Genomic DNA, 22136 nt, shown 5'->3' with positions numbered 1-22136 from the left:
CCGCGAGGCGGCTCTTGCTCGGCGTCCCTGAGTTGGGCCGTGCCAGTTTCAACGGTGGCGCGCGATGCAGGCTTGCCTGGCTTGCGGGACAATGCCTGCTCTTTTTGCAGCACCCCACGCCAGCCCCTCATGCAAGCCACGCGCATCATTGCCATCCGCCACGGAGAAACCGCCTGGAATGTGGACGCCCGCATCCAGGGCCATCTGGACATTCCTCTGAACGACATGGGACTTTGGCAGGCCGCCCAGGCCGGCAAGGCCCTGGCGGGCGAGCCGGTGGCCGCCATCTACAGCAGCGACCTTCTGCGTGCCTATGTCACGGCCGAGGCCGTGGCCGCAAGCACGGGGGCGACGCTGACGGCCGACAAGGGCCTGCGCGAGCGCTGCTTCGGCAGGTTCGAGGGCCAGACCTTCAACGATATCGAGGCATCCCACCCGGAGGATGCGCTGCGCTGGCGCAAGCGAGATCCCGAGTTCGTGCCCGCAGGCGGCGGCGAGTCGCTGCTGATGCTGCGCGACCGCATCTCGGCCACGGTGAACCGGCTGGCCAGTGGCCATCCCGGCGAGCAGATCGTGATCGTGGCGCATGGCGGCGTGATGGATGTGCTCTACCGCCTGGCCACGCACCAGGAAGTGCAGGCACCACGCACCTGGGCGCTGGGCAACGCGGCCATCAACCGCCTGCTGTGGACGCCCCAGGGCCTGGGCCTGGTCGGCTGGGGCGATGTGCAGCACCTGGAAGGCGGTGCGCGCGACGAGGTTTTCAGCTAAGCACCCGCACGGGGAAGGGCGCCGCAGCGCACCTCCCCGCCACTTGTCGCTTACCAGTTGTCGTCGTCCTTCTTGCCGACCGGGGCATCGGCCTCCTTGGCGGGCGATGCCGCGCGGCGTGCTGCGGGCGCTTGTGCAGCACGTGCCGGTGCGGCCTGGGGCTCAGCGGCCGCGGCCATATCACCTGATGCAGCCTGTGCAGCCAGCACGGGCGCGGCGGATGCCTTCAGCACCTCACGCACCTGCAGCCCGCCCGGTGGCAGGTCTTCCATGCCGCCGCGCATGTTCTCCAGGTGGCCATAGGAGAGGTTGGGGGTCACGCGATCGACCACCAGTTCGCAGCACGGTGACTCCAGGCGCCCCAGGCTTTGCCCGGTCTGCGGGTCCTTCATCTCCTTGCCCATGGCCACCACCTGGTAGCGCGCGCCCTCCTTCACGGCCTGGCCGCCCTGGCTCAGTACCACGCTTTCGCCATCACGGGCGACCACGGTCAGCGGAAAGGTGCGCTGCAGGATGGAGCTGACCACGCCGGCGACGAGCGCATCGCTCATGTCGGTCATGACCTTGTTGCCATCCACGCCCGCGCCCAGCGTGGTCGGTGCCGTGGAAGGGACGGAGCCGCGCAGCGAATCCGAGGCCGTGACCTGGCGCGTGGCCACGTTCACCAGCTTCTGCGACAGGGCCCAGCCGCCCGAGTAGCTCACCAGCTGGCGGTCGCTGGTCTTGAGCTGGCGGGCATGGCGGTTGTAGGCAAAGCTGCTGACGCGGGCGCTCCACACCAGATCGGCGCTGGCGGCCTGGGACAGCTTGGCCAGCTCGGCACTGGGCGCCTGGCCCGTGGCGATGATGGCCAGTTCCTGCTCGATCTCGGGGCTGAATTCGCGGTCCAGCACGGCAAAGCGGCCTGTCTGCACCAGGGCGTCGCTGATGCGTTGCCTCAGCGTTGCACCCACCTCGGCGGCGGAAACGCTGCGGTCGCCCATGGGCAGCGAGGCCTGCTCGAAGCGCACCGGCCCCACAACGACCTTGATCTTCTGCATCTCGGCCGAAGGCTTGAACTTGGAGATGCTGGCCTTGATGGTGTACTTGTAGCGCTTGGCCCAGGGCTTGGGTTCCTCCAGATCCACCACCTGGACCGACTGGATGACGCCACCGGACTTCTGCTTGACCACCTCGGCGAAGGCGCTGGCGCGCAGCGAGGCGGCGTCCTGTCCCAGCGCCACGTCGAGGCCGTACCTGGCCGTGACCGAGGCGGACTGGATCACGGCGCCATTGACCTGCAGCAGCGCCATCTGCAGCGCCTGCGCCATGGCTTCGCCAGGGGACTGGCCCAGGCCGATGACCTGGACCTCGACGGTCTCCAGCCTGCCCACGTCGGGCACGGGCGGGGCGACGCTTTGGGGTTGTTCAGGCGCGTCGGTCCTGGGCTGCTCGGACGGCTTGTCGCCACAGCCGGACATGGCGGCGCAGGCAGCCACGACGGCCGCAATGATGCGGGTACGCATAGAAAGTGCTCCTTGCCTGTACCGGATCACAGCTTGAGCGTGCCCAGCGCGGCCGTGGCGTCGGCCGCATTGGCCGGCACCTCGATGTCGTTGGCCCGCGCGAAGGCAATGGCCGTCTGCACGGTGCTGAACAGGTCGGAGGCCGAGCCGGGGAACTTGGACACCACCCAGGCCGCGGAGGTGAGCTTGGTCAGCTGCATGGGGTTGGCGCTTTGCAGGCTCTTGCCCATGACCGACACATCCTTGCCCATGCCGGCGTACTTCACGCTGCCGTTGACCAGGTGCACCAGCCCCTCGGCGAAGGTGGCCTTGGAGGCCGCATCGAGCACGGGCTTCTTCGCCATGGACTCGGCAATCGCGCCGCTGGTGTCCGAGACCACCTTGTTGCCATCGCCCAGCGCGCCGATGGTCGCGCCATCACCCAGGCTGTCCGCCGTGCTGGCGGCGCTGGCGGCCTGCTCCTTCAGGCCCAGGGCCGTGGCCATCTTGGCATTGGCGCTGAGCACCTCCTTGCTGGCGCCCACATAGCTGCGCACCAGGGCGTCGCCCTGGCCGGCCACGTCGGCAGAGCCGCTGCCGCCCATGAGCTTGCCGACACCCGGGATGGAGGGCATGGAGAACTGGGCCTGTGTCAGGGCGGGGCTGGCCATGGCGGCGGCAACGGCGACGGTGGTGAAGAGCTTTTTCATGGAGATGGACTCGGGTTGCAGCAGTCCGTGAACGCGGACGGCGAAGATAAAAACGAGGTAAGCGTGGAAAACGTGGAAAGCGAGGAAAGCGAAAGAACGGAAAAAAGGTCCGGCTGCATGGCAGCCGGACCTTGGAAGCCGCAGCGCTCAGCGCAGGCCCAGATTGGTGACCTGGCTGGTGAGATCGCGGGCCGCGTTGTTGGCGGCCAGCTTCAGCGCGTTGTTGCGCGCCTCATCCTCGGACGGGCCCATGCCCGCGTACAGCACCGGGCCGACGGCGGCAATCGTGTCGGGAATGGTCTGGGCGATGTCCAGGATCTTGGCGTTGACCGTCACGCTCACGCGCATCAGGCCGGTCTGGGGATCGGGCTCGCCCATGCCCACATCCAGCGTGCCCAGGGCGATGTAGGGAATCTGCGCCGTGCGCATGCCGGCCACCATGGCCGCCAGGGTCGAGGGCTGCAGGTCCATGCCGCTCTTGTAGTCGTTCTCCACGGCCGCGACCTTGAAGTGACCGCCCGTGTAGGGCTCCACCATGGCTGCCTCTGACACCTTGAAGCCGGCCTTGGCGAAGTTGGAGGAAAAGACCTGGGACAGGTTGGCGCTGGGGATCACGCGCCAGGTGGACTCGGCCGAGCGTCGCGTCGTGCTGCCGCCGGTCTCGGAAGTGCGGCTGCTCTTGACCGAGGCGGTGCCCGAGGTCGCCGTGGAGGCATTCGTGCTGATGCGTCCGCCACGGATGGATTCACCCTCGCTGCCCTTTTCGGAAGCGCTGACCTGGGCCTTGACGTCCTCGGTCTCGTCCACGCGCTTGTAGACGCGGTCATCGAAGGACTTGGTCGTGGCCACCTGGCGCGAGACGAACATGAAGGCCAGCGGCGACCGGCCTGCGGGACCGCCCCTGGCCACAGCAGAGTTGGCCTTGACGGCATTGCGCAGATTGGCCACGTTCAGCGCCACGCGCACGGAGACCGTGTACTGCTTTCTGTCGGCGTTGTCCTCTTCGCTGAGCACGGTGTGCTCAAGGATGTAGCGATCGGGGTTGGCCAGGATCTTGTCGCGCACGGCGTCGAAATTCTCGGCCTCCGACTGGCCCGCTTCGGCGTAGTAGAACTCCACGGCCTTGAGCTGGGCCGCCATCAGCGCACGCTCCTTGTCCTGCGGGCTGACCTTTGAATCCTGGTAGCTGACCGAGGCCTTGCCGCGTGCCTGCTGCACCTGCGCGCCCGCACCGGCCGCGAACAGCGCCATGGAAAGGCACAGGAGGATTTTCTGGATTACTTGCATAGATTCATCAGGTCTTTTGTTTTGACAATTTGCGCTTCGATGTCGCTCTCGGCAGCAGCCGACTTGAGCCAGTCATTGCCCCGTCCAGCCGCCACCGTCTCGGCCAGCTTCACGAAAAGGCCGTTGAGCGAGTCATAGAACGCCGGAAAATCATCGACATGGGTTTGCGTGGAAGGCACCACCTTCACTTCCGCGTTCTTCAGCGAGGCGCCGAGAAACACCGGCCCATTGGGTTCCTGGATGCGCATATCGGCAAAGGTGCCGTAGACATAGCTGGTGCCGGCGCTGGATTCCTTGAACTTGAGCTTCTTGAATCCCTTGAAATCGACGCTGATGGCGTAGTCGGCACTGGGCAGTTGCAGCGTGTAGACCTCTCCGTCAAGCACCTGCATGCGCATCACATTGCCCACGGCATAGCCCATGGCAAAAGGAATGATGGGCACACCAATGCGGCTGGAAATGGCCTCGCCCACGATATCGGCGGCCCAGGTCTTGTGCACCTGCGGGTCCTGCAGATAGCCGGGCAGCATCTCGGCCATGGCGGCGGGAATCTGGATATCGGTGACCTGCAGGAAACGCGGCGTCTGCGAGGGCACGGTGGCCGTGGCCAGCACCTGGGCAAAACGGCCGAAGATGCCGGGCTTGCCTCCCGCGCCTTCGTATACCTTGGTCACGCGCTCCATGATTTCCTCTTGCGACGGCTCGTGGCGCAGGTTGTCGATGAAGGCAAAGCTGAGCGGATACGAACGCACCGCCGTCATGGACTTGAAGTCGAAAAACAGGGCCTGTCCACGAATCAGGATGAACAGCTTGCGCACGCCGCCAAAGCTTTCCACGGAGACCGTCTCGGAATTGAGCACCAGAGAAACCACCAGCGCCTGGTCGCGCCCCTTGAGCTCATCGATGGGATTGGTGGATATCTGCAGATGCTGTGCAGGCGCCTGCTGCACGAATGCCAGTGCCCGCGCATAGGCACTGTGTCCGGCGGCCTTCAGGTGGCTCTCATACTGCTTTGAATAAGGGAATCGCTGCTGCTGCGAACTGGCGTCGCCCGAATAGGCGACTCCCGCAAAAGTGACATTGGGCCGGTCCTCGGCCATTGCAGCGCCCGACGCGGCAAGCGCAAAAAGCCAGAGCCATGCCATGGCCCGGCGCATGATTTTCTCCACCCCCACACCGCCCCCTTAAAAATGTAAGCGGAGGGTAACAGATTTCACACACCAATACGTAGCACTCGGCGCACAAAGGCGACTGCAGACAATGCCGCCGATTTCACCGGCCCTGTCTTCATTCAATGGAAAAAAGCGGTCACCCGCTGACTGCCAGCGCGGCCTATTCCACCTGGATATTGGCGGACTTGACGATCTGCGTGTAGCTCGCCTTTTCCTTCTTCAGGAATTGGGCGAACGTGGCCGGCGTGCCCGAGCCGGGCGTGGCGCCACTGTCCTGCAGGCGCTTGCGGACCTCGGGCAGCTTCAGCACCTCGGCCAGTTCGGCGGCCAAGCGGCTGACCACGGGCTCGGGCGTGCGGGCGGGGGCGAACAGGCCGGTCCAGGCTTCCAGCTCGAAGCCCTTGAGATCAGGCGCCTCCGCAAAGCTCATCACCTCGGGAATCACGTCGATGCGCTGTGCCGAGGTCACGCCCACGCCTTCCAGCTTTTTCTGCTGCACCAGCGGCGTGGCGCCGGTGGTCATCAGAATGCCCAGATCGACCTGGCCGCCCATGACCTCGCTGGTCACCTGGGCCACGCCGCGATAGGGCACATGGACCAGGCGGATGCGGGCGCGCTCCTGCAGCCGCTCCATGGCCAGGTGCAGCACCGTGCCCACGCCCGGCGTGGCATAGGTCAGCGCGCCGGGCCGGGCGCGGGCCATGCTGATCAGCTCGTTGAGGTTGTGCACCGGCAGGCCCGGGCGGGCCACGATCACCATGGGCGCCACCGTAGTCAGGCCCACGGGAGCCAGATCACGCTCGGCGTCATAGCGCACGGAGGAGTTCACCAGTTGCGCAATGCTCACCGGCCCGTCAAAGCCCAGCAGCAGCGTATAGCCATCGGCGTGCGAGCGCGCCACCTTGCTCACGCCCAGCACGCCACCCGAGGCCGGCACGTTGTCCACCACCACCGACTGGTGCAGCCGCGCACCCAGCTTTTCGGCGATCAGCCGCGCCGTGGCGTCCACATCGCTGCCCGCGCCAAAGGGCACGATCAGGGTGATGGGCCCGGCTGCCGGCCAGGGCTTGCCCGCGCCCGGCGCGGCATGGGCGGCGGGTGCAGCGGCAAGGGCCGCAGCCAGTGAGGCGGCAGCCGATAGCAGGGAGCGGCGGGACAAGGGCATGGGGCTTGGGCATGCAAGGCGCATGCCGGCAAAGGCGGTGCGGGCTGGCGATGGCCTGCAGGGCAAGCACATCCAGCGCGTGGAAAGCGGGCGATTCTGCCATAGGGCGCAATTTTCCTGCCATGCGCTTGCCATGAAGCCCCATTTATTGCAATCCGTTTCAACCCTTGTGATTCCGTGTCCTAGGGTTCACGCCTAAGGCGCCGCACAACGGCCCTGTCCAGAATTGGCAGGTCATGATGCCCTCACCCAGCCAAATCATCGTCTTCGCCACGCCGGCCTTTTTGCTGCTGATCGCGCTGGAATGGGGCGTGAGCCTGTGGCGCGGGCGCAATGCCTACCGGCTGGCCGATGCCGTCAGCTCCATCAGCCTGGGCATGCTCAGCCAGACCAGCGCCGTCTTCACCCAGCTGCTGCGCATAGGTCTGTACACACTGGCCTTCGATCATGTGGCGCTGTGGCGCAACGACGCCTTCTGGACCAGCATTCCCGGCTGGCTGCTGGCCCTGCTGCTCTACGACTTTTGCTATTACTGGCTGCACCGCATGGGCCATGAGGTGGCCGTGCTGTGGGCAGCCCACGCCGTGCACCACCAGAGCCAGGACTACAACCTGTCGACGGCGCTGCGCCAGACCAGCTCGGGCGCGCTGCTGGGCTGGCTGTTCTACCTGCCCATGGCGCTGGCCGGCGTGCCGCCGCTGGTGTTTGCCATCGTGGGCCTGATCGATCTGCTCTACCAGTTCTGGGTCCATACCGAGCAGGTGCGGCGCCTGGGCTGGTTCGACCGCTGGTTCTGCGCGCCCAGCAACCACCGCGTGCACCACGCCGTCAATGACTGCTACCTGGACAGGAACTACGGCGGCATCCTCATCGTCTGGGACCGCCTGTTCGGCACCTTCAAGCCCGAGGACGACAGCGAGCCCTGTGTCTACGGCACGCGCGGCCTGCTGCAAAGCTGGGATCCGCTGTGGGCCAACGCCGTGGTGTACCGGCAACTCATCCATGACAGCTGGCATGCGCGGCGCTGTGGCGACAAGCTGCGCGTCTGGCTCAAGCCGCCCGGATGGCGCCCTGCCGATGTGGCGCAGCGCTTTCCCAGGCCGGCCTTCGACCTGGACGCGCACCGCGTGCTCTACGCACCGGGGATGGAACGCGGCCTGCGCTGGTTTGCAGGCCTGCAGTTCGTGGCGCTGATCGCCGGGGTGTCGCTGTTTCTGTGGCATGCCGACCAGTCCTCGACGGCGCGCAATGCGCTGTGGTTTGGCGTGCTGCTGGCCTGCCAGTGGGCACTGGGCGCGGCCATGCAGGGGCGCATCAGCCTGTGGGTGGCCCTGGCCATCGAGGCCGGCGCGCTGGCCACCGCCACCGCCACCAGCGTGCTGGACATGCTGCACTGGCACTGGCTGTTCAAGCCGCTGACCATGGTCTTTGCGCTGATCGCCGTCATGCAGCTGTGGCGCGGCAGCACGGCCTTCTCGGCACTGGCGAAACCCGCGCGCGGCGCCTGCTGGCTGGCCGCGGCACTGGCGGCATCCCTGGCGGGCGACGTGTTCCTGATGCTGCCCGATCTGTTCATCCCGGGCCTGGCCAGCTTTCTGCTGGCCCACCTGGCCTATATCGTGCTGCTGCGCCAGGACGCGCCCTGGTTTGTACACCGGCCCTCGCTGGCCGCCACGCTGGCCCTGGGCGCGGGCATGTATGCCGTGCTCTGGCAGGGCGGCCTGCCCGCCGCGCTGCGCCTGCCCGTGGCCGCCTATGTGCTGGTCATTGCGCTGATGGCGGCGCAGGCCCTGGGCCGCGCGCGGCACCTGGGCGGCCAGCCCGCCTGGACCGTGGCCATCGGCGCCTGCTTCTTCATGGCCAGCGACTCGCTGCTGGCCATCAACCGATTTGTGCAGCCCTTCGACGGCGCGCAAGCCGGCGTGCTGTCCACCTACTACGCGGCGCAACTGCTGATCGTGCAGGGCTGGCTGGACCGTGGCGCATCGACATCAGGGTTGACCCGAAGCAGCTCGCAAGGCACAATCGAGGGATCGCATTTTCAGGAGTCCTCCGTGGACAGTGCCAGTTCAACCAGTGACAAACAGCGCGCCGCAATGGCTTCGCTGCTGGCTGACTGACCGACTCCTGTGATGGGAGCGGCCATGTCGGTCGGCTTCCATCCATTGCTGCGTTTCCCCTTGGATCTTCGCGCCGCCCGGCGCTGCAGTGGCGCTTGGCCTGCATCAGGCACGCCGCTCCTGCACCGAAGATTCCAATGGCTGTTGATCACTGACCGCGTGCCCGTGTGTCTGCCATCGAGCAGCGCCCGGCCCACGCTGCTTGACGGCCCTGCCTACGGCGGTCTTCCTGGTTCGCCAAGGAGAAAGCCATGTCCACACCGTTCGTCCGCCCCGCAATGCAACGCCTGCAGCCTGCCACTGCCGCGCCCTGCCCCGGCGCCACCGGCACGCGCGTGGCTGCCTCCCAGGCAGCAATGCAGGCCAAGGCACAGGCACAGATGCAAGCCCAGGCCCCTTCGGCCATGGAGCACGCCATGCACCTGGACCTGCAGACCCACTGGCCCACGCACCGCATCCGCAGCTTTCTGAGCCTGCAGCCGCGCTGAGCGCGCGCCGCGCCTTGTCCGTCCCCTCGTCAGAAAGGAGCTCCCCCATGGACCCCGATCCGAGTCGATCTTGCCCTGACCCCTCCGATACGGTCCGGCCGCACATGCCTGCGGCCCTTCCGCCTCATCCCAAGGCCCCGGTCGGGAGACCCGCGCACGTCCATTGATGGACAGATGCCGGGCTTCTTCCGCCGCAACGAAAGAAGCCCGCCATGCAACACGTCATCACCGCGCTGCGCACCACGCCGGCAACCACGCCCGCCACAGCACCCGTCTCCGCACGCGCCAGCCACACCTCCCGCGCCAGCACCCTGCAGCTGGCCCTGCAAGCCGCCATTGCGGCACGCCACACCGGACAACTGCACGCCCTGCTGCAGCAACACGGCCCCGATCTCTTCGCCCATGCCCTCGTGGCGCTCACGCAGCGCCAGCAGGCCGACGTTCTGTCCCTGCTGGCGGCGCAGGAGCGCGCTGAGGTCTACCGCCACCTGCCTGCCCATGCCCGGCGCCAATGGCTGCAGTCGGCCACCGTGACCCGCCCGCCGCTGCGCCGCCGCCTGCTGTGCGCCTGCCAGCGCAACTGGCACTGGCTGCGCGCCACCCTTCGTTCGAGCCAGGCCTGAGCCGCCAGGGAGGTCACCATGAAAAGCCTCAAGCACCTGTTCCAGGCGTTTCTGCGCAGCCGCCATGCCCTGGGGCTGTTCCGGCGCAATGCCCTGCCCTCGGGCACGGCCGTGCACCACTCGCGCTCGGTATCGCCGACCCTCACGCGCGAGCTGCTGCGCGCCTCGCGCGACGACATTGCCGCCGTGCTGGCGCGCACCGGCTCCAGCGAGGACGGCCTGACCCGCGAGCAGGCCCGCGCCGCGCTCACGCGTCTCGGCCCCAACGAGGTCGAGCACGAAAAGCCGCTGCCCGGCTGGCTGCACCTGTGGTACTGCTACCGCAATCCCTTCAACCTGCTGCTGACGCTGCTGGCCGTGGTCTCCTACGCCACGGAGGACATGAAGGCCACGGTCGTCATCGCCTCCATGGTGCTGCTGTCCACGCTGCTGCGCTTTGTGCAGGAAGGCCGCTCCAACCGCGCCGCCGCGCGGCTCAAGGCCATGGTCAGCAGCACGGCCACGGTGCTGCGCCGCAATGGCGGCCCCGCGGCTCCTGCAGATGCCGACTCCGCAGACGCCCCGCACAGCGGCTTCGGCCAGCAGGCGCGCCGCTACGAGGTGCCGCTGCGCGAGGTCGTGCCCGGCGATTTCGTGGTGCTGTCGGCCGGGGACATGATTCCTGCCGACTGCCGCGTGCTCAGCGCCAAGGACCTGTTCGTGAGCCAGTCCGCCATGACCGGCGAATCCCTGCCCGTGGAAAAGCGCGCCGACGCCAGTGCATCGAATGGCACCGGCGTGCTGGATGCCAGCAACCTGCTGTTCATGGGCACCAACGTGGTCTCGGGCACGGCGCTGGCCGTGGTGCTGGCCACGGGCAACCGCAGCTACTTCGGCACCATTGCCACGCGGGTGACCTCCAACGACCGCGCGCCCACGGCCTTCGAGACCGGGGTCAACAGCGTCAGCTGGCTGCTGATCCGCTTTGCGGCCGTGATGGTCCCCGTGGTGCTGTTCATCAACGGCTACACCAAGGGCGACTGGGCCGAGGCCTTCCTGTTCGCGCTGTCCGTGGCCGTGGGCCTGACGCCCGAGATGCTGCCCATGATCGTGACCTCCACCCTGGCCAAGGGCGCCGTGGTGCTGTCGCGCCGCAAGGTCGTGGTCAAGCGGCTGGACGCCATCCAGAACTTCGGTGCCATGGACGTGCTGTGCACCGACAAGACCGGCACGCTGACCCAGGACCGCATCGTGCTGGAGCGGCACACCGACGCCTTCGGCCAGCCCTGCGATGAGACGCTGCGCTTCGCCTACCTCAACAGCCACTACCAGACGGGCCTGAAGAACCTGCTCGACCATGCCGTGCTCGAGCATGTGGAGCTGCACACCCAGATGCGCGTGGCCGAGGACTACCGCAAGGTCGATGAGATCCCCTTCGACTTCGAGCGCCGCCGCATGTCCGTGGTGGTGGCCGAGCGCAACCACCACCACGAGCTGATCTGCAAGGGCGCGGTCGAGGAAATCCTGGGCGCCTGCACCCGCCTGCGCGAAGGCGACGGCACGCGCCCGCTGGACGAGGAGCAACTGGCCCGCGTGCGCCGCGTGACGCGCGAACTCAACCGCGAGGGCCTGCGCGTGGTCGCCGTGGCCATGAAGGAAGTGCCGCCGCACAAGAGCGACTACGGCGTGGCCGACGAGTCGGAGCTGACCCTGATCGGCTACATCGCCTTCCTGGACCCACCGAAGGAAACCACGGCCGAGGCGCTGGCCGCCCTGGCCGCGCACGGCGTGGCCGTCAAGCTGCTGACCGGCGACAACGAACTGGTGGCCGCCAAGGTCTGCCGCGATGTGGGGCTGCCCGCAGACCACATCATCCTGGGCACGCAGATCGAGCACATGAACGACGAGATGCTGCGCCAGACGGTGGAACGGCACCAGCTGTTCGCCCGGCTCACGCCGCTGCACAAGGAGCGTATCGTGCATGCGCTGCGCGCCAACGGCCACATCACCGGCTTCATGGGCGACGGCATCAACGACGCCCCGGCCCTGCGCGCGGCCGACATCGGCATCAGCGTGGACAGCGCCGTGGACATCGCCAAGGAAGCGGCCGACATCATCTTGCTGGAAAAAAGCCTGATGGTGCTGGAGCAGGGCGTGATCGAGGGCCGGCGCACCTTCAGCAACATGCTGAAGTACATTCGCATGACGGCCAGCTCCAACTTCGGCAACGTGTTCTCGGTGATGGTGGCCTCGGCCTTCATCCCCTTCCTGCCCATGCTGCCGCTGCACCTGCTGGTGCAGAACCTGCTGTACGACCTCTCGCAGATCGCCATCCCCTTCGACAACGTGGACGACGAACTGGTGCGCCAGCCGCTGCGCTGGAACCCGGCCGACCTGGGCCGCTTCATGGTGTTCTTCGGGCCCATCAGCTCGCTGTTCGACATCCTGACCTTCGCGCTGATGTGGTTCGTCTTCGCCGCCAACACGCCCGAGCAGCAGACGCTGTTCCAGTCGGGCTGGTTCGTCATCGGGCTGCTCACGCAGACGCTGATCGTGCACATGATCCGCACGCCCAAGATCCCCTTCCTGCAAAGCCGCCCTTCCTGGCCACTGCTGCTGGCCACGGCGGCCGTGATGGCGGCCGGCATCTTCCTGCCGATGGGGCCGCTGGCCGGCTACTTCAAGCTGCAGGCGCTGCCGGCGGCCTACTTCCCGTGGATGATTGCCATATTGCTGGGCTACGCTTGCCTGGCCACGCTGCTCAAGCGCGTCTACATCCGCCGCTACGGCTGGCAGTGACGCACCCTTCAACCCATTCACCAGGAAAGCCCGGAACCCCATGCAGGCCCTGCAGAACCTCAACCCCGGCGCCATGCTGGACACCTTCGTCAGCCTGACCACGGCCTTCGTGTTCGGCGCCCTCATCGGCCTGGAGCGCCAGGTGCGCCAGCGCACGGCGGGGCTGCGCACCAACACCCTGGTCGCCGTGGGCGCGGCCGTCTTCGTGGACCTGGCCGTGCGCCTGGGCGGGGCCGAGGGCGCCACGCGCGTGGTGGCCTACGTGGTCTCGGGCGTGGGCTTCCTGGGCGCGGGCGCCATCATGAAGGAAGGGGCCAACATCACCGGGCTGAACACGGCGGCCACGCTGTGGGGCTCGGCCGCCGTGGGCGCCTGCGCGGGCGCCAGCCTGGTGGCCGAGGCCGGCCTGGCCACGCTCTTCGTGCTGGCTAGCAATACCTTGCTGCGCCCCGTGGTCAACCGCATCAACCGCCGCCCGGTGGATGACGAATCCACGGAATCGACCTACTACGTCTACGCCATCTGCCACCGCGGCGCCCAGGGTGATGTGCGCGAGCAGATGCTGGAGCTGCTGGAGAACGCCAGCTACCCCGTGCGCGGCGTGGAAACCCATGCCTTCGGCCCGCAGGACACGGAGATCGAGGCCATGCTCTACGCCACCTCGGTGGACTCCGACGAGCTGGACCGCGTGATCGCCGCCATCGAGGCCCTGCCCGGCGTGCTGCAGGCCTTCTGGAACGCCGGCACGGAGGAGTGAGCCTGCGTCAGCTGGCGTCGTCGCCCGGCACGGGAAGGCCCAGGTGGCGGTACGCCGCCTGGGTCGCCATGCGCCCGCGCGGCGTGCGCTGCAAAAAGCCCTGCTGGATCAGATAGGGCTCGATCACGTCCTCGATGGTGCCCGCTTCCTCGCCGATGCTGGCCGCGATGTTGTCCAGGCCCACGGGGCCGCCGTCGAAGCGGTGCACCACGGCCTCCAGCAGCTTGCGGTCCATGATGTCGAAGCCCTGGGGATCGACATCGAGCATGGCCAGCGCACGGTCGGCCAGCTCGCGCGTGATGCTGCCGTCGCCGCGCACATCGGCATAGTCGCGCACGCGGCGCAGCAGGCGGTTGGCAATGCGCGGCGTGCCGCGCGAGCGGCGCGCGATCTCGAAGGCGCCCTCGTCATCGATGGGCGCGTTCAACAGGCCTGCACTGCGCCGCACGATGCGCGCCAGCTCCTCGGCCGTATAGAACTCCAGCCGCGCCACGATGCCGAAGCGGTCGCGCAGCGGATTGGTCAGCATGCCCGCGCGCGTGGTGGCGCCCACCAGCGTGAACGGCTGCAGGTCCAGCTTGATGGAGCGCGCCGCCGGCCCCTCGCCGATCATGATGTCGATCTGGTAGTCCTCCAGCGCCGGGTAGAGGATTTCCTCGACCACGGGCGACAGGCGGTGGATCTCGTCGATGAACAGCACATCGTTGGCTTCGAGGTTGGTCAGCAGCGCCGCCAGGTCCTTGGGCTTTTCCAGCACGGGGCCGCTGGTCTGGCGCAGGTTCACGCCCAGCTCGGCCGCGATGATGTGCGACAGCGTGGTCTTGCCCAGGCCCGGCGGGCCGAACAGCAGCACATGGTCCAGCGCCTCATTGCGCTTTCGGGCCGCGCCGATGAAGATCTCCAGCTGCTCGCGCGCCTTGGCCTGGCCCACGTACTCCTGCAGCAGCTTGGGGCGCAGCGCACGCTCCATGGCCTCTTCCCCGCGCGAGACCGGCGCTGCCGAAATCATGCGCAGCTTGTCCGGTGCCTTGTCTGGCGGGAAGCCGCCCTGCGCAAAGCCGCCCTGCCCGAAATCGTCGGTATGGATGCTCATGCGCCGCTCACTTGGCCAGCGCCTTCAGCGCCAGCTTGATGCCTTCGGTCACGCCCACGTCGGGCGGCAGCTTCTTGAGCGCGGCGGCCGCATCCTTGTCGGAATAGCCCAGCGCCATCAGCGCCTGCACGATGTCGTTCTGGTCGTTGTTCACGAACAGCGACTGCGCGCCCGTATCGGCGCCGATCTTGCCCTTGAGCTCCAGCAGCAGGCGCTCGGCCGTCTTCTTGCCGATGCCCGGCACCTTGACCAGGCGGCCCACCTCCTGCAGCGTCACGGCCTGGGCCAGGTCCTCCACGCTCATGCCGCTGAGCACCGACAGCGCCATGCGCGGGCCGATGCCGGTGATCTTGATCAGCTCGCGGAACGCCTGGCGCTCGCTGTGCGTGCCAAAGCCGTACAGAAGCTGCGCATCCTCGCGCACCACGAAGTGCGTCAGCAGGCTGACCTTGGCCCCACTGGCGGGCAGGTTGTAGAAGGTGCTCATGGGCACCTGCACCTCGTAGCCCACGCCGCCGCAGTCCACCAGCACCTCGGGCGGGTTTTTTTCCAGCAGCGTTCCTGTCAATTTGCCTATCATTGGTGTCCTTTGCCGCCCTGGGGGCGGCTTTTCATGCCCGTCCGCAACCGAACGCCGGCCCATTCACAGGGTATGGCACCACGCCCTCGCGCTGGCCGCCGCCCGGAATCTCTGGAATTATCCGCGTGATCCTGCGCCACACCTTCACACCCCACGACAACAACCGGTTGAGCCACGTCTGCGGCCCGGCCGACGCGCACCTGCGCACCATCGAGATCGCAATGGGCGTCAAGATCGCCCACCGCCACGAGCAATTCAAGATCGACGGCCCCAAGGCCAAGGCCAACGACGCACTGGAGCTGCTGCAGGCCCTCTACGAGATGGCCGACGACCCCATCCTGGACGACTCCCTGCAACTGATGCTGGCCGGTGATACCGAACTCATCGAGCAGCCCCAGGACGCCATCCAGCTGTCCACGCGCCGCCCCGACCTGCGCGCGCGCACGGCCAACCAGTCGGCCTACCTGGAGAACATCGCCCGCCACGACATCACCTTCGGCATCGGCCCGGCCGGCACCGGCAAGACCTACCTGGCCGTGGCCTGCGCCGTGGACGCGCTGGAGCGCAGCGCCGTGCAGCGCATCGTGCTCACGCGCCCGGCCGTGGAAGCGGGCGAGCGCCTGGGCTTCCTGCCCGGCGACCTCACGCAGAAGGTCGACCCCTACCTGCGCCCGCTGTACGACGCGCTCTACGACCTCATGGGCTACGAGAAGGTGCAAAAGGCCTTCGAGCGCAATGTGCTGGAGATCGCGCCGCTGGCCTTCATGCGCGGGCGCACGCTGAACAACGCCTTCGTCATCCTGGACGAGGCGCAGAACACCACGCCCGAGCAGATGAAGATGTTCCTCACGCGCATCGGCTTCGGCGCCCGCGCCGTGGTCACGGGCGACGTCAGCCAGATCGACCTGCCCAAGGGCGCCCTGAGCGGCCTGATCGATGCCGAGCGCGTCTTGAAGCGCGTCAAGGGCATCGCCATCAACCACTTCACCAGCGCCGACGTGGTGCGCCACCCGCTGGTGGCCCGCATCGTGGACGCCTACGACGCACGCGGCCAGGCCCCTGCGCGCCGTGCCGCACCGCGCCTTGCCGCGCATTGATCCCGACAGCTACAGCAGACGCCCGCCCACGGGCGCTCCAAAGCACACGCCCACGCCTCCTCCCATGTCCCTGAACCAACTGCAACTGTCCCTGCAATTCGCGCGCTTTGCCGAGGCACCTGTCCACCGCGCCGTGCTGTCCCGCAGCAAGGTCACGCGCTGGATACGCCACGCCCTGGCCGTCGATGCCGAAATCACCGTGCGCATCGTCGACGCCGAGGAAGGCCAGCAGCTCAACCGCGAATACCGCCAGAAGGACTACGCCACCAACGTCCTGACCTTCGACTACCAGCAGGAGCCCACGGCCATGGCCGACCTGGTGCTGTGCGCCCCCGTGGTCGAGCGCGAGGCGCGCGAGCAGAACAAGACGCTGGAGGAGCACTACGCCCACCTGCTGGTGCATGGCACGCTGCATGCCCAGGGCTGGGACCATGAAACCAGCGAGCAGGACGCCGAGGAAATGGAAGCCTACGAGACCGAGATCATGGTCGAGCTGGGCTTTGCCGACCCCTACGCCAAGTAGGCCCCGCGCGGGCCTCAGCGCGCCGTATCGATGACGACCCGGCCGCGCACCTGGCCGGCAAGCAGCCTGGGCGCCAGCGCAACCGCATCGGCCAGGCCCGCCTCTTCGGTATTGCGCTCCAGCACCTCGCGCGGCAGTTCGGCAGCCAGCCGCGCCCAGGCCTGCTCGCGCCGCGCCTGCGGCGCATAGACGCTGTCGATGCCCAGCAGCGACACGCCGCGCAGAATGAACGGTGCCACGGAAGCCGGCAGGTCCAGCCCCTGGGCCAGCCCGCAGGCCGCCACGCAGCCGCCGTAGCGCAGGCTGGCGCACACATTGGCCAGCGTATGGCTGCCCACGCTGTCCACGGCCGCCGCCCAGACCTCCTTTTGCAGCGGCTTGCCCGGCGCATCCAGGCTGCTGCGCTCCACGATCCGCGCCGCGCCCAGCGCCTTCAGGTGCTCGGCCTGTTCGGGCCGCCCGGTGCCGGCGTGCACCTCGAAACCCAGGCGCGACAGCAGGGCCACGGCAATGCTGCCCACGCCGCCATTGGCCCCCGTCACCAGCACCGGGCCGCTGGAGGGCGTGATGCCATGCGCCTGCAGCGCCATCACGCACAGCATGGCCGTATAGCCGGCCGTGCCTATGGCCATGGCATCCCGTGCGCTGAAGGCCTCGGGCCGGCGGATCAGCCAGTCGCCGTTCACGCGCGCCTGCTGGGCGAGCCCGCCCCAGTGGGTCTCGCCCACGCCCCAGCCGTTGAGCAGCACGGCATCGCCGGGCTGGAAACGAGCGTCCTCGCTGTCCAGCACCGTGCCGGCCAGGTCGATGCCCGGCACCATGGGGAACTGGCGCACCACGGGCGAGCGCCCCGTGATGGCCAGTGCATCCTTGTAGTTGAGCGTGGAATGCGAGACGGCCACGCGCACCGCGCCGGCGGGCAGGCTGGCTTCGTCCAGCTCCACACACTCGGCACGGGTTTCACGCGGTACGGGTTGGGTCAGCAGCAAGGCTTTGAACATGGGGTCTCCAGCAAGGCAGTGGCAAAGGAATCCAAAGGCAATCAGGACTGCGGCGCGCCCAGCACGCCGCTGCGGCACAGGCGGGCGATGGCGTCATCCGTCATCCCCAGTTCCCGCAGCAGCGCAAGGTTGCCATCGCCCAGGGCGGGGGCCGGCGCACCCGGCAGGGGCTCGGCATCCACCCACCGGAACCCCAGTCCCGGAGTGTCCACCGCAGCGCCGCCGGCGCCATAGCTCACAGGTGACACGGTGCCGGCGGCGCGGGCCTCGCCCAGGAATTCACCCAGGCGCCGCACCCTGGCGGCAGGCACGCCCACGGCGTTGAGCCGGGCTTCCATGTCCCGTGCGCTGCGTGCGGCGAAGGCCTCGGCCAGACATGCCTGCAGCCGCTGCAGCGCGGACGCATCGCGCGCGGCGACAAAGCCGCCCTCGGGCGCGTTGAAGGCATCGAGGTCCAGCAGCGTGGCGTCCTCGCACAGGGCATCGAGCTCCAGCACGCTGGCGAGCCTGCGAAACTGCTGCGGCGTGTTGGCGGCCGTGGACAGCCAGCCGTCGGCGCACCGGTAGGTGTCGGCCGCCGGGCTCCCCGTATAGCCCCGGTTGCCCACGCGCCGAGGCTCCACGCCATGGGTGAGATAGGTACAGGCATGCGGGTACATCAGCATCAGCGAGGCCTGCAGCATGGAGGCATCGATGTGCTGGCTGCGCCGCTCGCCAGGCGCCCGTGCGTTGCGCTGGTGCAGGGCCGCCGTGACCGACAGCGCCCCCAGCATGCCCACCGCCACGTCGATCACGGGAAAGCCCACCTTCACGGGCGGCGCTTCCTCGTCGCCCCCCGCCATCATCATCATGCCCGTGAGCGCCTGCACCACATGGTCATAGGCGCCCCGCCCGGCCCACTCGCCCTGCTGGCCAAAGCCCGAGATGGAGCAATACACCACGTCGGGGCGCACCGCCCGGATGTCCTCGTAGCCCAGGCCGTGGCGCGCCACCACGCCGGGGCGGAAGTTCTCGATGAACACATCGGCCGTGCGCGCCAGGGCACGCACGATGTCCGCACCCTCGGGCTGGCGGATGTCCACCGCCAGCGAACGCTTTCCCGCATTGAGCGCCACGAAGCCCGAAGGCATGCCGCCCCCGGGCTCGCCGGGCGCCCGGCTGTTGCGCATGACCTCGCCACGCGTGGGCTCGACCTTGATGACCTCGGCCCCGAGCTGGGCCAGGTAGTGCGAGGCCAGCGGCCCCGCGATCACATGCGACATGTCGATGACGCGCACTCCTTGCAGCGGCTTGTCCATACCCGTCTTGCCTTTCCCTGGTTCAACTGTTGGCGGTGATGCCGGCCAGCTCGATGATGGCGGCCCACTTGCGGTTCTCGCTGCGCACGAAATCAGCGAAGGCCTCGTTGCCGACAGCCTCGAACGAGGCGCGCAGCGCTGGCTGGGCGGCGGCCTGGCGCACGGCGGCGTGCAGGCGCTCGACCACGGCAGGGGGCGTCCTGGCCGGAGCCCACAGCCCGAACCAGGACTCCTGCACCGCCAGCTCGCTGCCCAGCACCTCCTGCAGCGTGGGCACCTCGGGCAGCTGCGCCAGGCGCTTGCGGCTGGTCACCGCCAGGGCCCGCAGCTTGCCGCCCTGCACCTGGGGGATGCCGGTGCCCGCCACCGGAAACGCATACTGCGTATCGCCGCGGATCAGCGAGGCCGCAATCTCCACCGATCCCTTGAGCGGTATGTGCGTGACCTGCAGGCCCGCCAGCGAGGCCAGCGTGGCGCCCGCCAGATGGGCCGAAGTGCCTATGCCGCCCGAGCCGTAGTTGGACTGCGCCGGCTGGGCCTTCAGCCCCGCGATCAGCTCCCGGGCCGTGCGCCAGGGCGCATCGGCACGCACCACCAGCACCGTGGGCGACGAGGCCAGGTTGCTGACGGGCGTGAAGTCGCCGATGGGGTCGAAGCGCAGGCCCGGTTGCAGCAGCTTCTGGATCAGGTGGGTGTTGGAGCCCATCAGGCAGGTGTAGCCATCGGCGGGCTGCTGCGCCACATACTGCGCGGCCAGCACGCCGGCCGCGCCCACCTTGTTCTCGATCACGATGGACTGCCCCAGGATCTCCCCCAGCACCGGGCCGGCCTGGCGCAACTGCACATCAGGCCCCCCGCCCGCCGCATACGGGGAAATCACCCGCACCGGCCGGCTCGGAAAATCGCTGGCCCGCACCAGCGGAAGCGCGGCAGCCGCCAGGCTGCCTGCCAGAAAGACGCGTCTGTCCATGGTCCTGTCTCCTTGTCGCTTGTCGTCGTGGGGTCACGATAGAACGGCAGGCCCATTTCCAATAGTGATATGTTTGGATGGATGGCAAACCTCCGGTAATCACTCCACCCCCGGGAACATGCACGACTTCGACCCGCAACGCCTGCTGTCGCGGCTGCGCTTCAAGCACCTGCAGCTCCTGCTGGCCCTGCACCAGGGAGGCAGCCTGCGCGCCGCCGCCGGCCTCATGCATTTGACCCAGCCCGCGCTGAGCAAGGCCCTGGGCGAGATCGAGGCGGCCTTCGGCGTGGCGCTGTTCCTGCGCAATGCGCGCGGGCTCGAACCCACGGCCCAGGGCGAGATCGCCATCCGCGGCGCGGCCATGCTGCTGGCCGAGCTGCGCCATCTGGGCAGCGAGACCGCCCAGCAACCGGCCATCACCTTGCTGCGCATCGGCACCCCGCCTTTCGTGGCACAGGGCTACCTGCCCGGCGTACTGGCGGACCTGGCCGCACAGCAGCCCCATGTGCGGGTACAGCTCAAGGAAGAACGCGTGCCTTTGCTTGTGCAATGCCTGCTGGACGGCCAGCTCGATGCCCTCATCACCAGCTACCCCACCGAGCTGCCCGAGGCTGCAGGCCAGCCGCTGCGCTACGAAAAACTGTTCGACACCGGCTTCACCGTCATCGCCCCGCCGGACCACCCTGCAGGCCACGCGCGCAGCAACCGCTGGGAGGAGCTGGCGCGCCAGCGATGGATCCTGCCCACGCGCAGCTCCATGCTGCGCCGCATGATGGAAGAGGTGTTCCGCCGCGAAGGCGTGATCGCGCCCACGCCCGTCATCGAATCAACCAGCCCCTTCACCAACCTGCAACTGGTCCGGGCCGGCCTGGGGCTCAGCGCCGTGCCCGACTCCACGCTGCAGGCCTCGCCCCGGTCGCTGGGGGTGCGCAGGGTGCATGTCACACCCGCCATCTCCATGGGCCCCGTGGCGCTGATCTACCGCAGCGCCGTCGCCAACCCGCGCGTTGCCCTGCTGCGCGCCACGCTGGGCCTGCCCGGCCCGGCGGTGGAGCCGCCCTAGTCGCCAGGCGGCCACCACGCCGGCGCGATCCTGTCCTTTTGCGCAAAGCAGCCCTGACCCCGCCGCCATGCCGGTGCGACAGCCCGCCCGATGGTCCGGCACTAAGATCGGCCTCGACCTATAACACCGGCCTGGCCGCGCAAGGCCACGGCGGCCTGCCGATGCCCGGCCCCAGGAGGAGACAACACCCATGTGGGACATCGCACTGCTCATGAGCGCCGCCTTCGTGGCCGGCGCGCTCAATGCCGTTGCCGGGGGCGGCAGCTTCCTCACCCTGCCCGCCCTGGTCTTCACCGGCGTGCCGCCCGTGGCCGCCAACGCCACCGGCACCGTCGCCCTGCTGCCCGGCTACATGGCCGGTGCCTGGGGCTTTCGCCAGGACATGGAGCCGCCGCCCGGCCTGGGCATGCGCGGCGTGATCGTGCTGTCGCTCATCGGCGGCTCGCTGGGCGCGGCTCTGCTGCTGGTCACGCCCGACCACCTGTTCCGCAAGGTCGTCCCCTGGCTGCTGCTGGCCGCCACCGCCATGTTCGCCTTCGCGCCCCAGCTCAGGCGCATGGCATCACGCGGCAGCGCCGAGCATGCCGCCCATGCATCGCCCCTGAAGGCCGGCGCCGGCATGCTGGCCGTGGCCATCTACGGCGGCTACTTCAACGGCGGCCTGGGCATCCTGCTGCTGGCCCTGTTCGGCCTGCTGGGCCAGACAAGGCTGCACGCCATGAACGGCATGAAGAACCTGGTCTCCGCCCTGCTCACGGCCATTGCCGTCGCCATCTATGCGGCCGGCGGCGTCGTGCAGTGGGAGCAGGCCCTGGTCATGATGATTGCCGCCACCGCAGGCGGCTACGGCGGAGCTCGCCTGGCGCGCCGCATCCCGCCCGAATGGCTGCGCGCAGGCATCGTGCTGACGGGGCTGGTGATGGCGGGGGTGTTTTTCTGGAGGCAGTGAGGCGGGGCTGCAGCGTACAAGTGCATTGCAGGTAAACAGCAACTCACCCCAAGGCAAGCGCATCTGCCGCACAAGCCCTCGGGCCGGGTCAAGTGGAAGATTGCCGCCAAGCCAAAGAGGTCTCGGGATCAGCACCCACTCAGCAAAGCCTACGGCGGAGGACGAGGCGCCAGATGCGTTTCAGGCGAGGTGGCTCATCCTGGCGCG

Annotated in this window: 20 protein-coding genes; 10 read left to right on the top strand and 10 right to left on the bottom strand. The window is 68.2% G+C overall.

Annotated elements, in window-relative coordinates; all coding sequences use genetic code 11:
• Nucleotides 1-129: 129 nt before the first annotated feature.
• Nucleotides 130-771 carry a histidine phosphatase family protein gene (locus tag DACI_RS06270; RefSeq protein WP_012203168.1) on the top strand — a complete coding sequence of 214 codons (642 nt, stop codon included), beginning with the start codon at nucleotides 130-132 and terminating at the stop codon, nucleotides 769-771.
• A gap of 50 nt (nucleotides 772-821) precedes the next feature.
• Here DACI_RS06270 and DACI_RS06265 read toward each other — a convergent pair whose 3' ends face one another.
• The 5 genes from DACI_RS06265 to DACI_RS06245 form a co-directional block, all read right to left on the bottom strand.
• Complete coding sequence (locus DACI_RS06265) at nucleotides 822-2276, bottom strand: CsgG/HfaB family protein (protein WP_012203167.1); 1455 nt, start codon at nucleotides 2274-2276, stop codon at nucleotides 822-824.
• 26 nt (nucleotides 2277-2302) lie between these two features.
• On the bottom strand, nucleotides 2303-2965 hold the full coding sequence (locus DACI_RS06260) for a hypothetical protein (RefSeq protein WP_012203166.1): 663 nt from the start codon (nucleotides 2963-2965) through the stop codon (nucleotides 2303-2305).
• Between the two features lie 147 nt (nucleotides 2966-3112).
• Nucleotides 3113-4252 carry a hypothetical protein gene (locus DACI_RS06255; RefSeq protein ID WP_012203165.1) on the bottom strand — a complete coding sequence of 380 codons (1140 nt, stop codon included), beginning with the start codon at nucleotides 4250-4252 and terminating at the stop codon, nucleotides 3113-3115.
• A complete protein-coding gene (locus DACI_RS06250; RefSeq protein WP_225971045.1) occupies nucleotides 4243-5397 on the bottom strand; it encodes a hypothetical protein in 1155 nt (384 codons plus the stop codon). The genes DACI_RS06255 and DACI_RS06250 overlap by 10 nt, the downstream gene beginning before the upstream one ends.
• Nucleotides 5398-5584: 187 nt before the next feature.
• Entirely contained in the window at nucleotides 5585-6589 is a 1005-nt protein-coding gene (locus DACI_RS06245) for a Bug family tripartite tricarboxylate transporter substrate binding protein (RefSeq protein ID WP_043780777.1), read from the bottom strand.
• Nucleotides 6590-6828: 239 nt separating this feature from the next.
• On the opposite strand from DACI_RS06245, the gene DACI_RS06240 reads away from it, so the two are divergent.
• The 5 genes from DACI_RS06240 (at nucleotide 6829) to DACI_RS06220 (ending at nucleotide 13355) form a co-directional block, all read left to right on the top strand.
• Nucleotides 6829-8709: a lysoplasmalogenase family protein gene (locus DACI_RS06240; protein WP_012203162.1), complete on the top strand. Its 1881-nt coding sequence runs from the start codon at nucleotides 6829-6831 to the stop codon at nucleotides 8707-8709.
• 251 nt (nucleotides 8710-8960) lie between these two features.
• Nucleotides 8961-9197: a hypothetical protein gene (locus tag DACI_RS06235; protein WP_012203161.1), complete on the top strand. Its 237-nt coding sequence runs from the start codon at nucleotides 8961-8963 to the stop codon at nucleotides 9195-9197.
• 212 nt (nucleotides 9198-9409) lie between these two features.
• Entirely contained in the window at nucleotides 9410-9820 is a 411-nt protein-coding gene (locus tag DACI_RS06230) for a hypothetical protein (RefSeq protein ID WP_043780774.1), read from the top strand.
• 18 nt (nucleotides 9821-9838) lie between these two features.
• Nucleotides 9839-12598: a magnesium-translocating P-type ATPase gene (gene mgtA, locus DACI_RS06225; RefSeq protein WP_012203159.1), complete on the top strand. Its 2760-nt coding sequence runs from the start codon at nucleotides 9839-9841 to the stop codon at nucleotides 12596-12598.
• 40 nt (nucleotides 12599-12638) lie between these two features.
• Nucleotides 12639-13355, top strand: coding sequence for an MgtC/SapB family protein (locus DACI_RS06220; RefSeq protein ID WP_012203158.1), 717 nt, complete (start codon nucleotides 12639-12641; stop codon nucleotides 13353-13355).
• A 7-nt stretch (nucleotides 13356-13362) separates the two neighbouring features.
• Here the strand turns inward: DACI_RS06220 and ruvB are convergent, their stop codons facing one another.
• Nucleotides 13363-14448 (bottom strand): Holliday junction branch migration DNA helicase RuvB, encoded by a 1086-nt coding sequence (ruvB, locus tag DACI_RS06215; protein ID WP_012203157.1) that lies wholly within the window; start codon nucleotides 14446-14448, stop codon nucleotides 13363-13365.
• A 7-nt stretch (nucleotides 14449-14455) separates the two neighbouring features.
• Entirely contained in the window at nucleotides 14456-15028 is a 573-nt protein-coding gene (ruvA, locus tag DACI_RS06210; RefSeq protein WP_012203156.1) for a Holliday junction branch migration protein RuvA, read from the bottom strand.
• A gap of 125 nt (nucleotides 15029-15153) precedes the next feature.
• Between ruvA and DACI_RS06205 the strand changes: the two genes are divergently transcribed.
• Complete coding sequence (locus DACI_RS06205; protein ID WP_012203155.1) at nucleotides 15154-16125, top strand: PhoH family protein; 972 nt, start codon at nucleotides 15154-15156, stop codon at nucleotides 16123-16125.
• Between the two features lie 64 nt (nucleotides 16126-16189).
• Nucleotides 16190-16648 (top strand): rRNA maturation RNase YbeY, encoded by a 459-nt coding sequence (gene ybeY, locus DACI_RS06200; protein ID WP_012203154.1) that lies wholly within the window; start codon nucleotides 16190-16192, stop codon nucleotides 16646-16648.
• A 14-nt stretch (nucleotides 16649-16662) separates the two neighbouring features.
• Here ybeY and acuI read toward each other — a convergent pair whose 3' ends face one another.
• From acuI to DACI_RS06185, 3 genes are read right to left on the bottom strand one after another with little or no spacing between them, the layout of a single operon-like run.
• Entirely contained in the window at nucleotides 16663-17649 is a 987-nt protein-coding gene (gene acuI, locus DACI_RS06195; protein WP_012203153.1) for an acrylyl-CoA reductase (NADPH), read from the bottom strand.
• Nucleotides 17650-17690: 41 nt separating this feature from the next.
• The gene (locus tag DACI_RS06190; RefSeq protein ID WP_012203152.1) at nucleotides 17691-18947 is read right to left on the bottom strand and encodes a CaiB/BaiF CoA transferase family protein; all 1257 of its coding nucleotides are present in this window, start codon (nucleotides 18945-18947) and stop codon (nucleotides 17691-17693) included.
• Between the two features lie 22 nt (nucleotides 18948-18969).
• A complete protein-coding gene (locus tag DACI_RS06185) occupies nucleotides 18970-19917 on the bottom strand; it encodes a Bug family tripartite tricarboxylate transporter substrate binding protein (RefSeq protein WP_012203151.1) in 948 nt (315 codons plus the stop codon).
• 118 nt (nucleotides 19918-20035) lie between these two features.
• Between DACI_RS06185 and DACI_RS06180 the strand changes: the two genes are divergently transcribed.
• Nucleotides 20036-20980: a LysR family transcriptional regulator gene (locus DACI_RS06180; RefSeq protein WP_043780772.1), complete on the top strand. Its 945-nt coding sequence runs from the start codon at nucleotides 20036-20038 to the stop codon at nucleotides 20978-20980.
• A gap of 190 nt (nucleotides 20981-21170) precedes the next feature.
• Entirely contained in the window at nucleotides 21171-21929 is a 759-nt protein-coding gene (locus DACI_RS06175) for a sulfite exporter TauE/SafE family protein (RefSeq protein ID WP_012203149.1), read from the top strand.
• The last annotated feature ends 207 nt before the right edge of the window (nucleotides 21930-22136 follow it).

Source organism: Delftia acidovorans SPH-1, from assembly GCF_000018665.1.
In the GTDB taxonomy this organism is placed as follows: domain Bacteria; phylum Pseudomonadota; class Gammaproteobacteria; order Burkholderiales; family Burkholderiaceae_C; genus Comamonas; species Comamonas acidovorans.
The sequence above is the reverse complement of the archived record's forward strand: the minus strand, read 5'-3'. Positions and strand labels throughout refer to the sequence as shown.

Coding starts and splice junctions, on each gene's coding strand:
- DACI_RS06270 (WP_012203168.1), top strand. CDS start 130: ATGCAAGCCACGCGCATCATTGCCATCCGCCACGGAGAAACCGCCTGG.
- DACI_RS06265 (WP_012203167.1), bottom strand. CDS start 2,276: ATGCGTACCCGCATCATTGCGGCCGTCGTGGCTGCCTGCGCCGCCATG.
- DACI_RS06260 (WP_012203166.1), bottom strand. CDS start 2,965: ATGAAAAAGCTCTTCACCACCGTCGCCGTTGCCGCCGCCATGGCCAGC.
- DACI_RS06255 (WP_012203165.1), bottom strand. CDS start 4,252: ATGCAAGTAATCCAGAAAATCCTCCTGTGCCTTTCCATGGCGCTGTTC.
- DACI_RS06250 (WP_225971045.1), bottom strand. CDS start 5,397: ATGGCATGGCTCTGGCTTTTTGCGCTTGCCGCGTCGGGCGCTGCAATG.
- DACI_RS06245 (WP_043780777.1), bottom strand. CDS start 6,589: ATGCCCTTGTCCCGCCGCTCCCTGCTATCGGCTGCCGCCTCACTGGCT.
- DACI_RS06240 (WP_012203162.1), top strand. CDS start 6,829: ATGCCCTCACCCAGCCAAATCATCGTCTTCGCCACGCCGGCCTTTTTG.
- DACI_RS06235 (WP_012203161.1), top strand. CDS start 8,961: ATGTCCACACCGTTCGTCCGCCCCGCAATGCAACGCCTGCAGCCTGCC.
- DACI_RS06230 (WP_043780774.1), top strand. CDS start 9,410: ATGCAACACGTCATCACCGCGCTGCGCACCACGCCGGCAACCACGCCC.
- mgtA (WP_012203159.1), top strand. CDS start 9,839: ATGAAAAGCCTCAAGCACCTGTTCCAGGCGTTTCTGCGCAGCCGCCAT.
- DACI_RS06220 (WP_012203158.1), top strand. CDS start 12,639: ATGCAGGCCCTGCAGAACCTCAACCCCGGCGCCATGCTGGACACCTTC.
- ruvB (WP_012203157.1), bottom strand. CDS start 14,448: ATGAGCATCCATACCGACGATTTCGGGCAGGGCGGCTTTGCGCAGGGC.
- ruvA (WP_012203156.1), bottom strand. CDS start 15,028: ATGATAGGCAAATTGACAGGAACGCTGCTGGAAAAAAACCCGCCCGAG.
- ybeY (WP_012203154.1), top strand. CDS start 16,190: ATGTCCCTGAACCAACTGCAACTGTCCCTGCAATTCGCGCGCTTTGCC.
- acuI (WP_012203153.1), bottom strand. CDS start 17,649: ATGTTCAAAGCCTTGCTGCTGACCCAACCCGTACCGCGTGAAACCCGT.
- DACI_RS06190 (WP_012203152.1), bottom strand. CDS start 18,947: ATGGACAAGCCGCTGCAAGGAGTGCGCGTCATCGACATGTCGCATGTG.
- DACI_RS06185 (WP_012203151.1), bottom strand. CDS start 19,917: ATGGACAGACGCGTCTTTCTGGCAGGCAGCCTGGCGGCTGCCGCGCTT.
- DACI_RS06180 (WP_043780772.1), top strand. CDS start 20,036: ATGCACGACTTCGACCCGCAACGCCTGCTGTCGCGGCTGCGCTTCAAG.
- DACI_RS06175 (WP_012203149.1), top strand. CDS start 21,171: ATGTGGGACATCGCACTGCTCATGAGCGCCGCCTTCGTGGCCGGCGCG.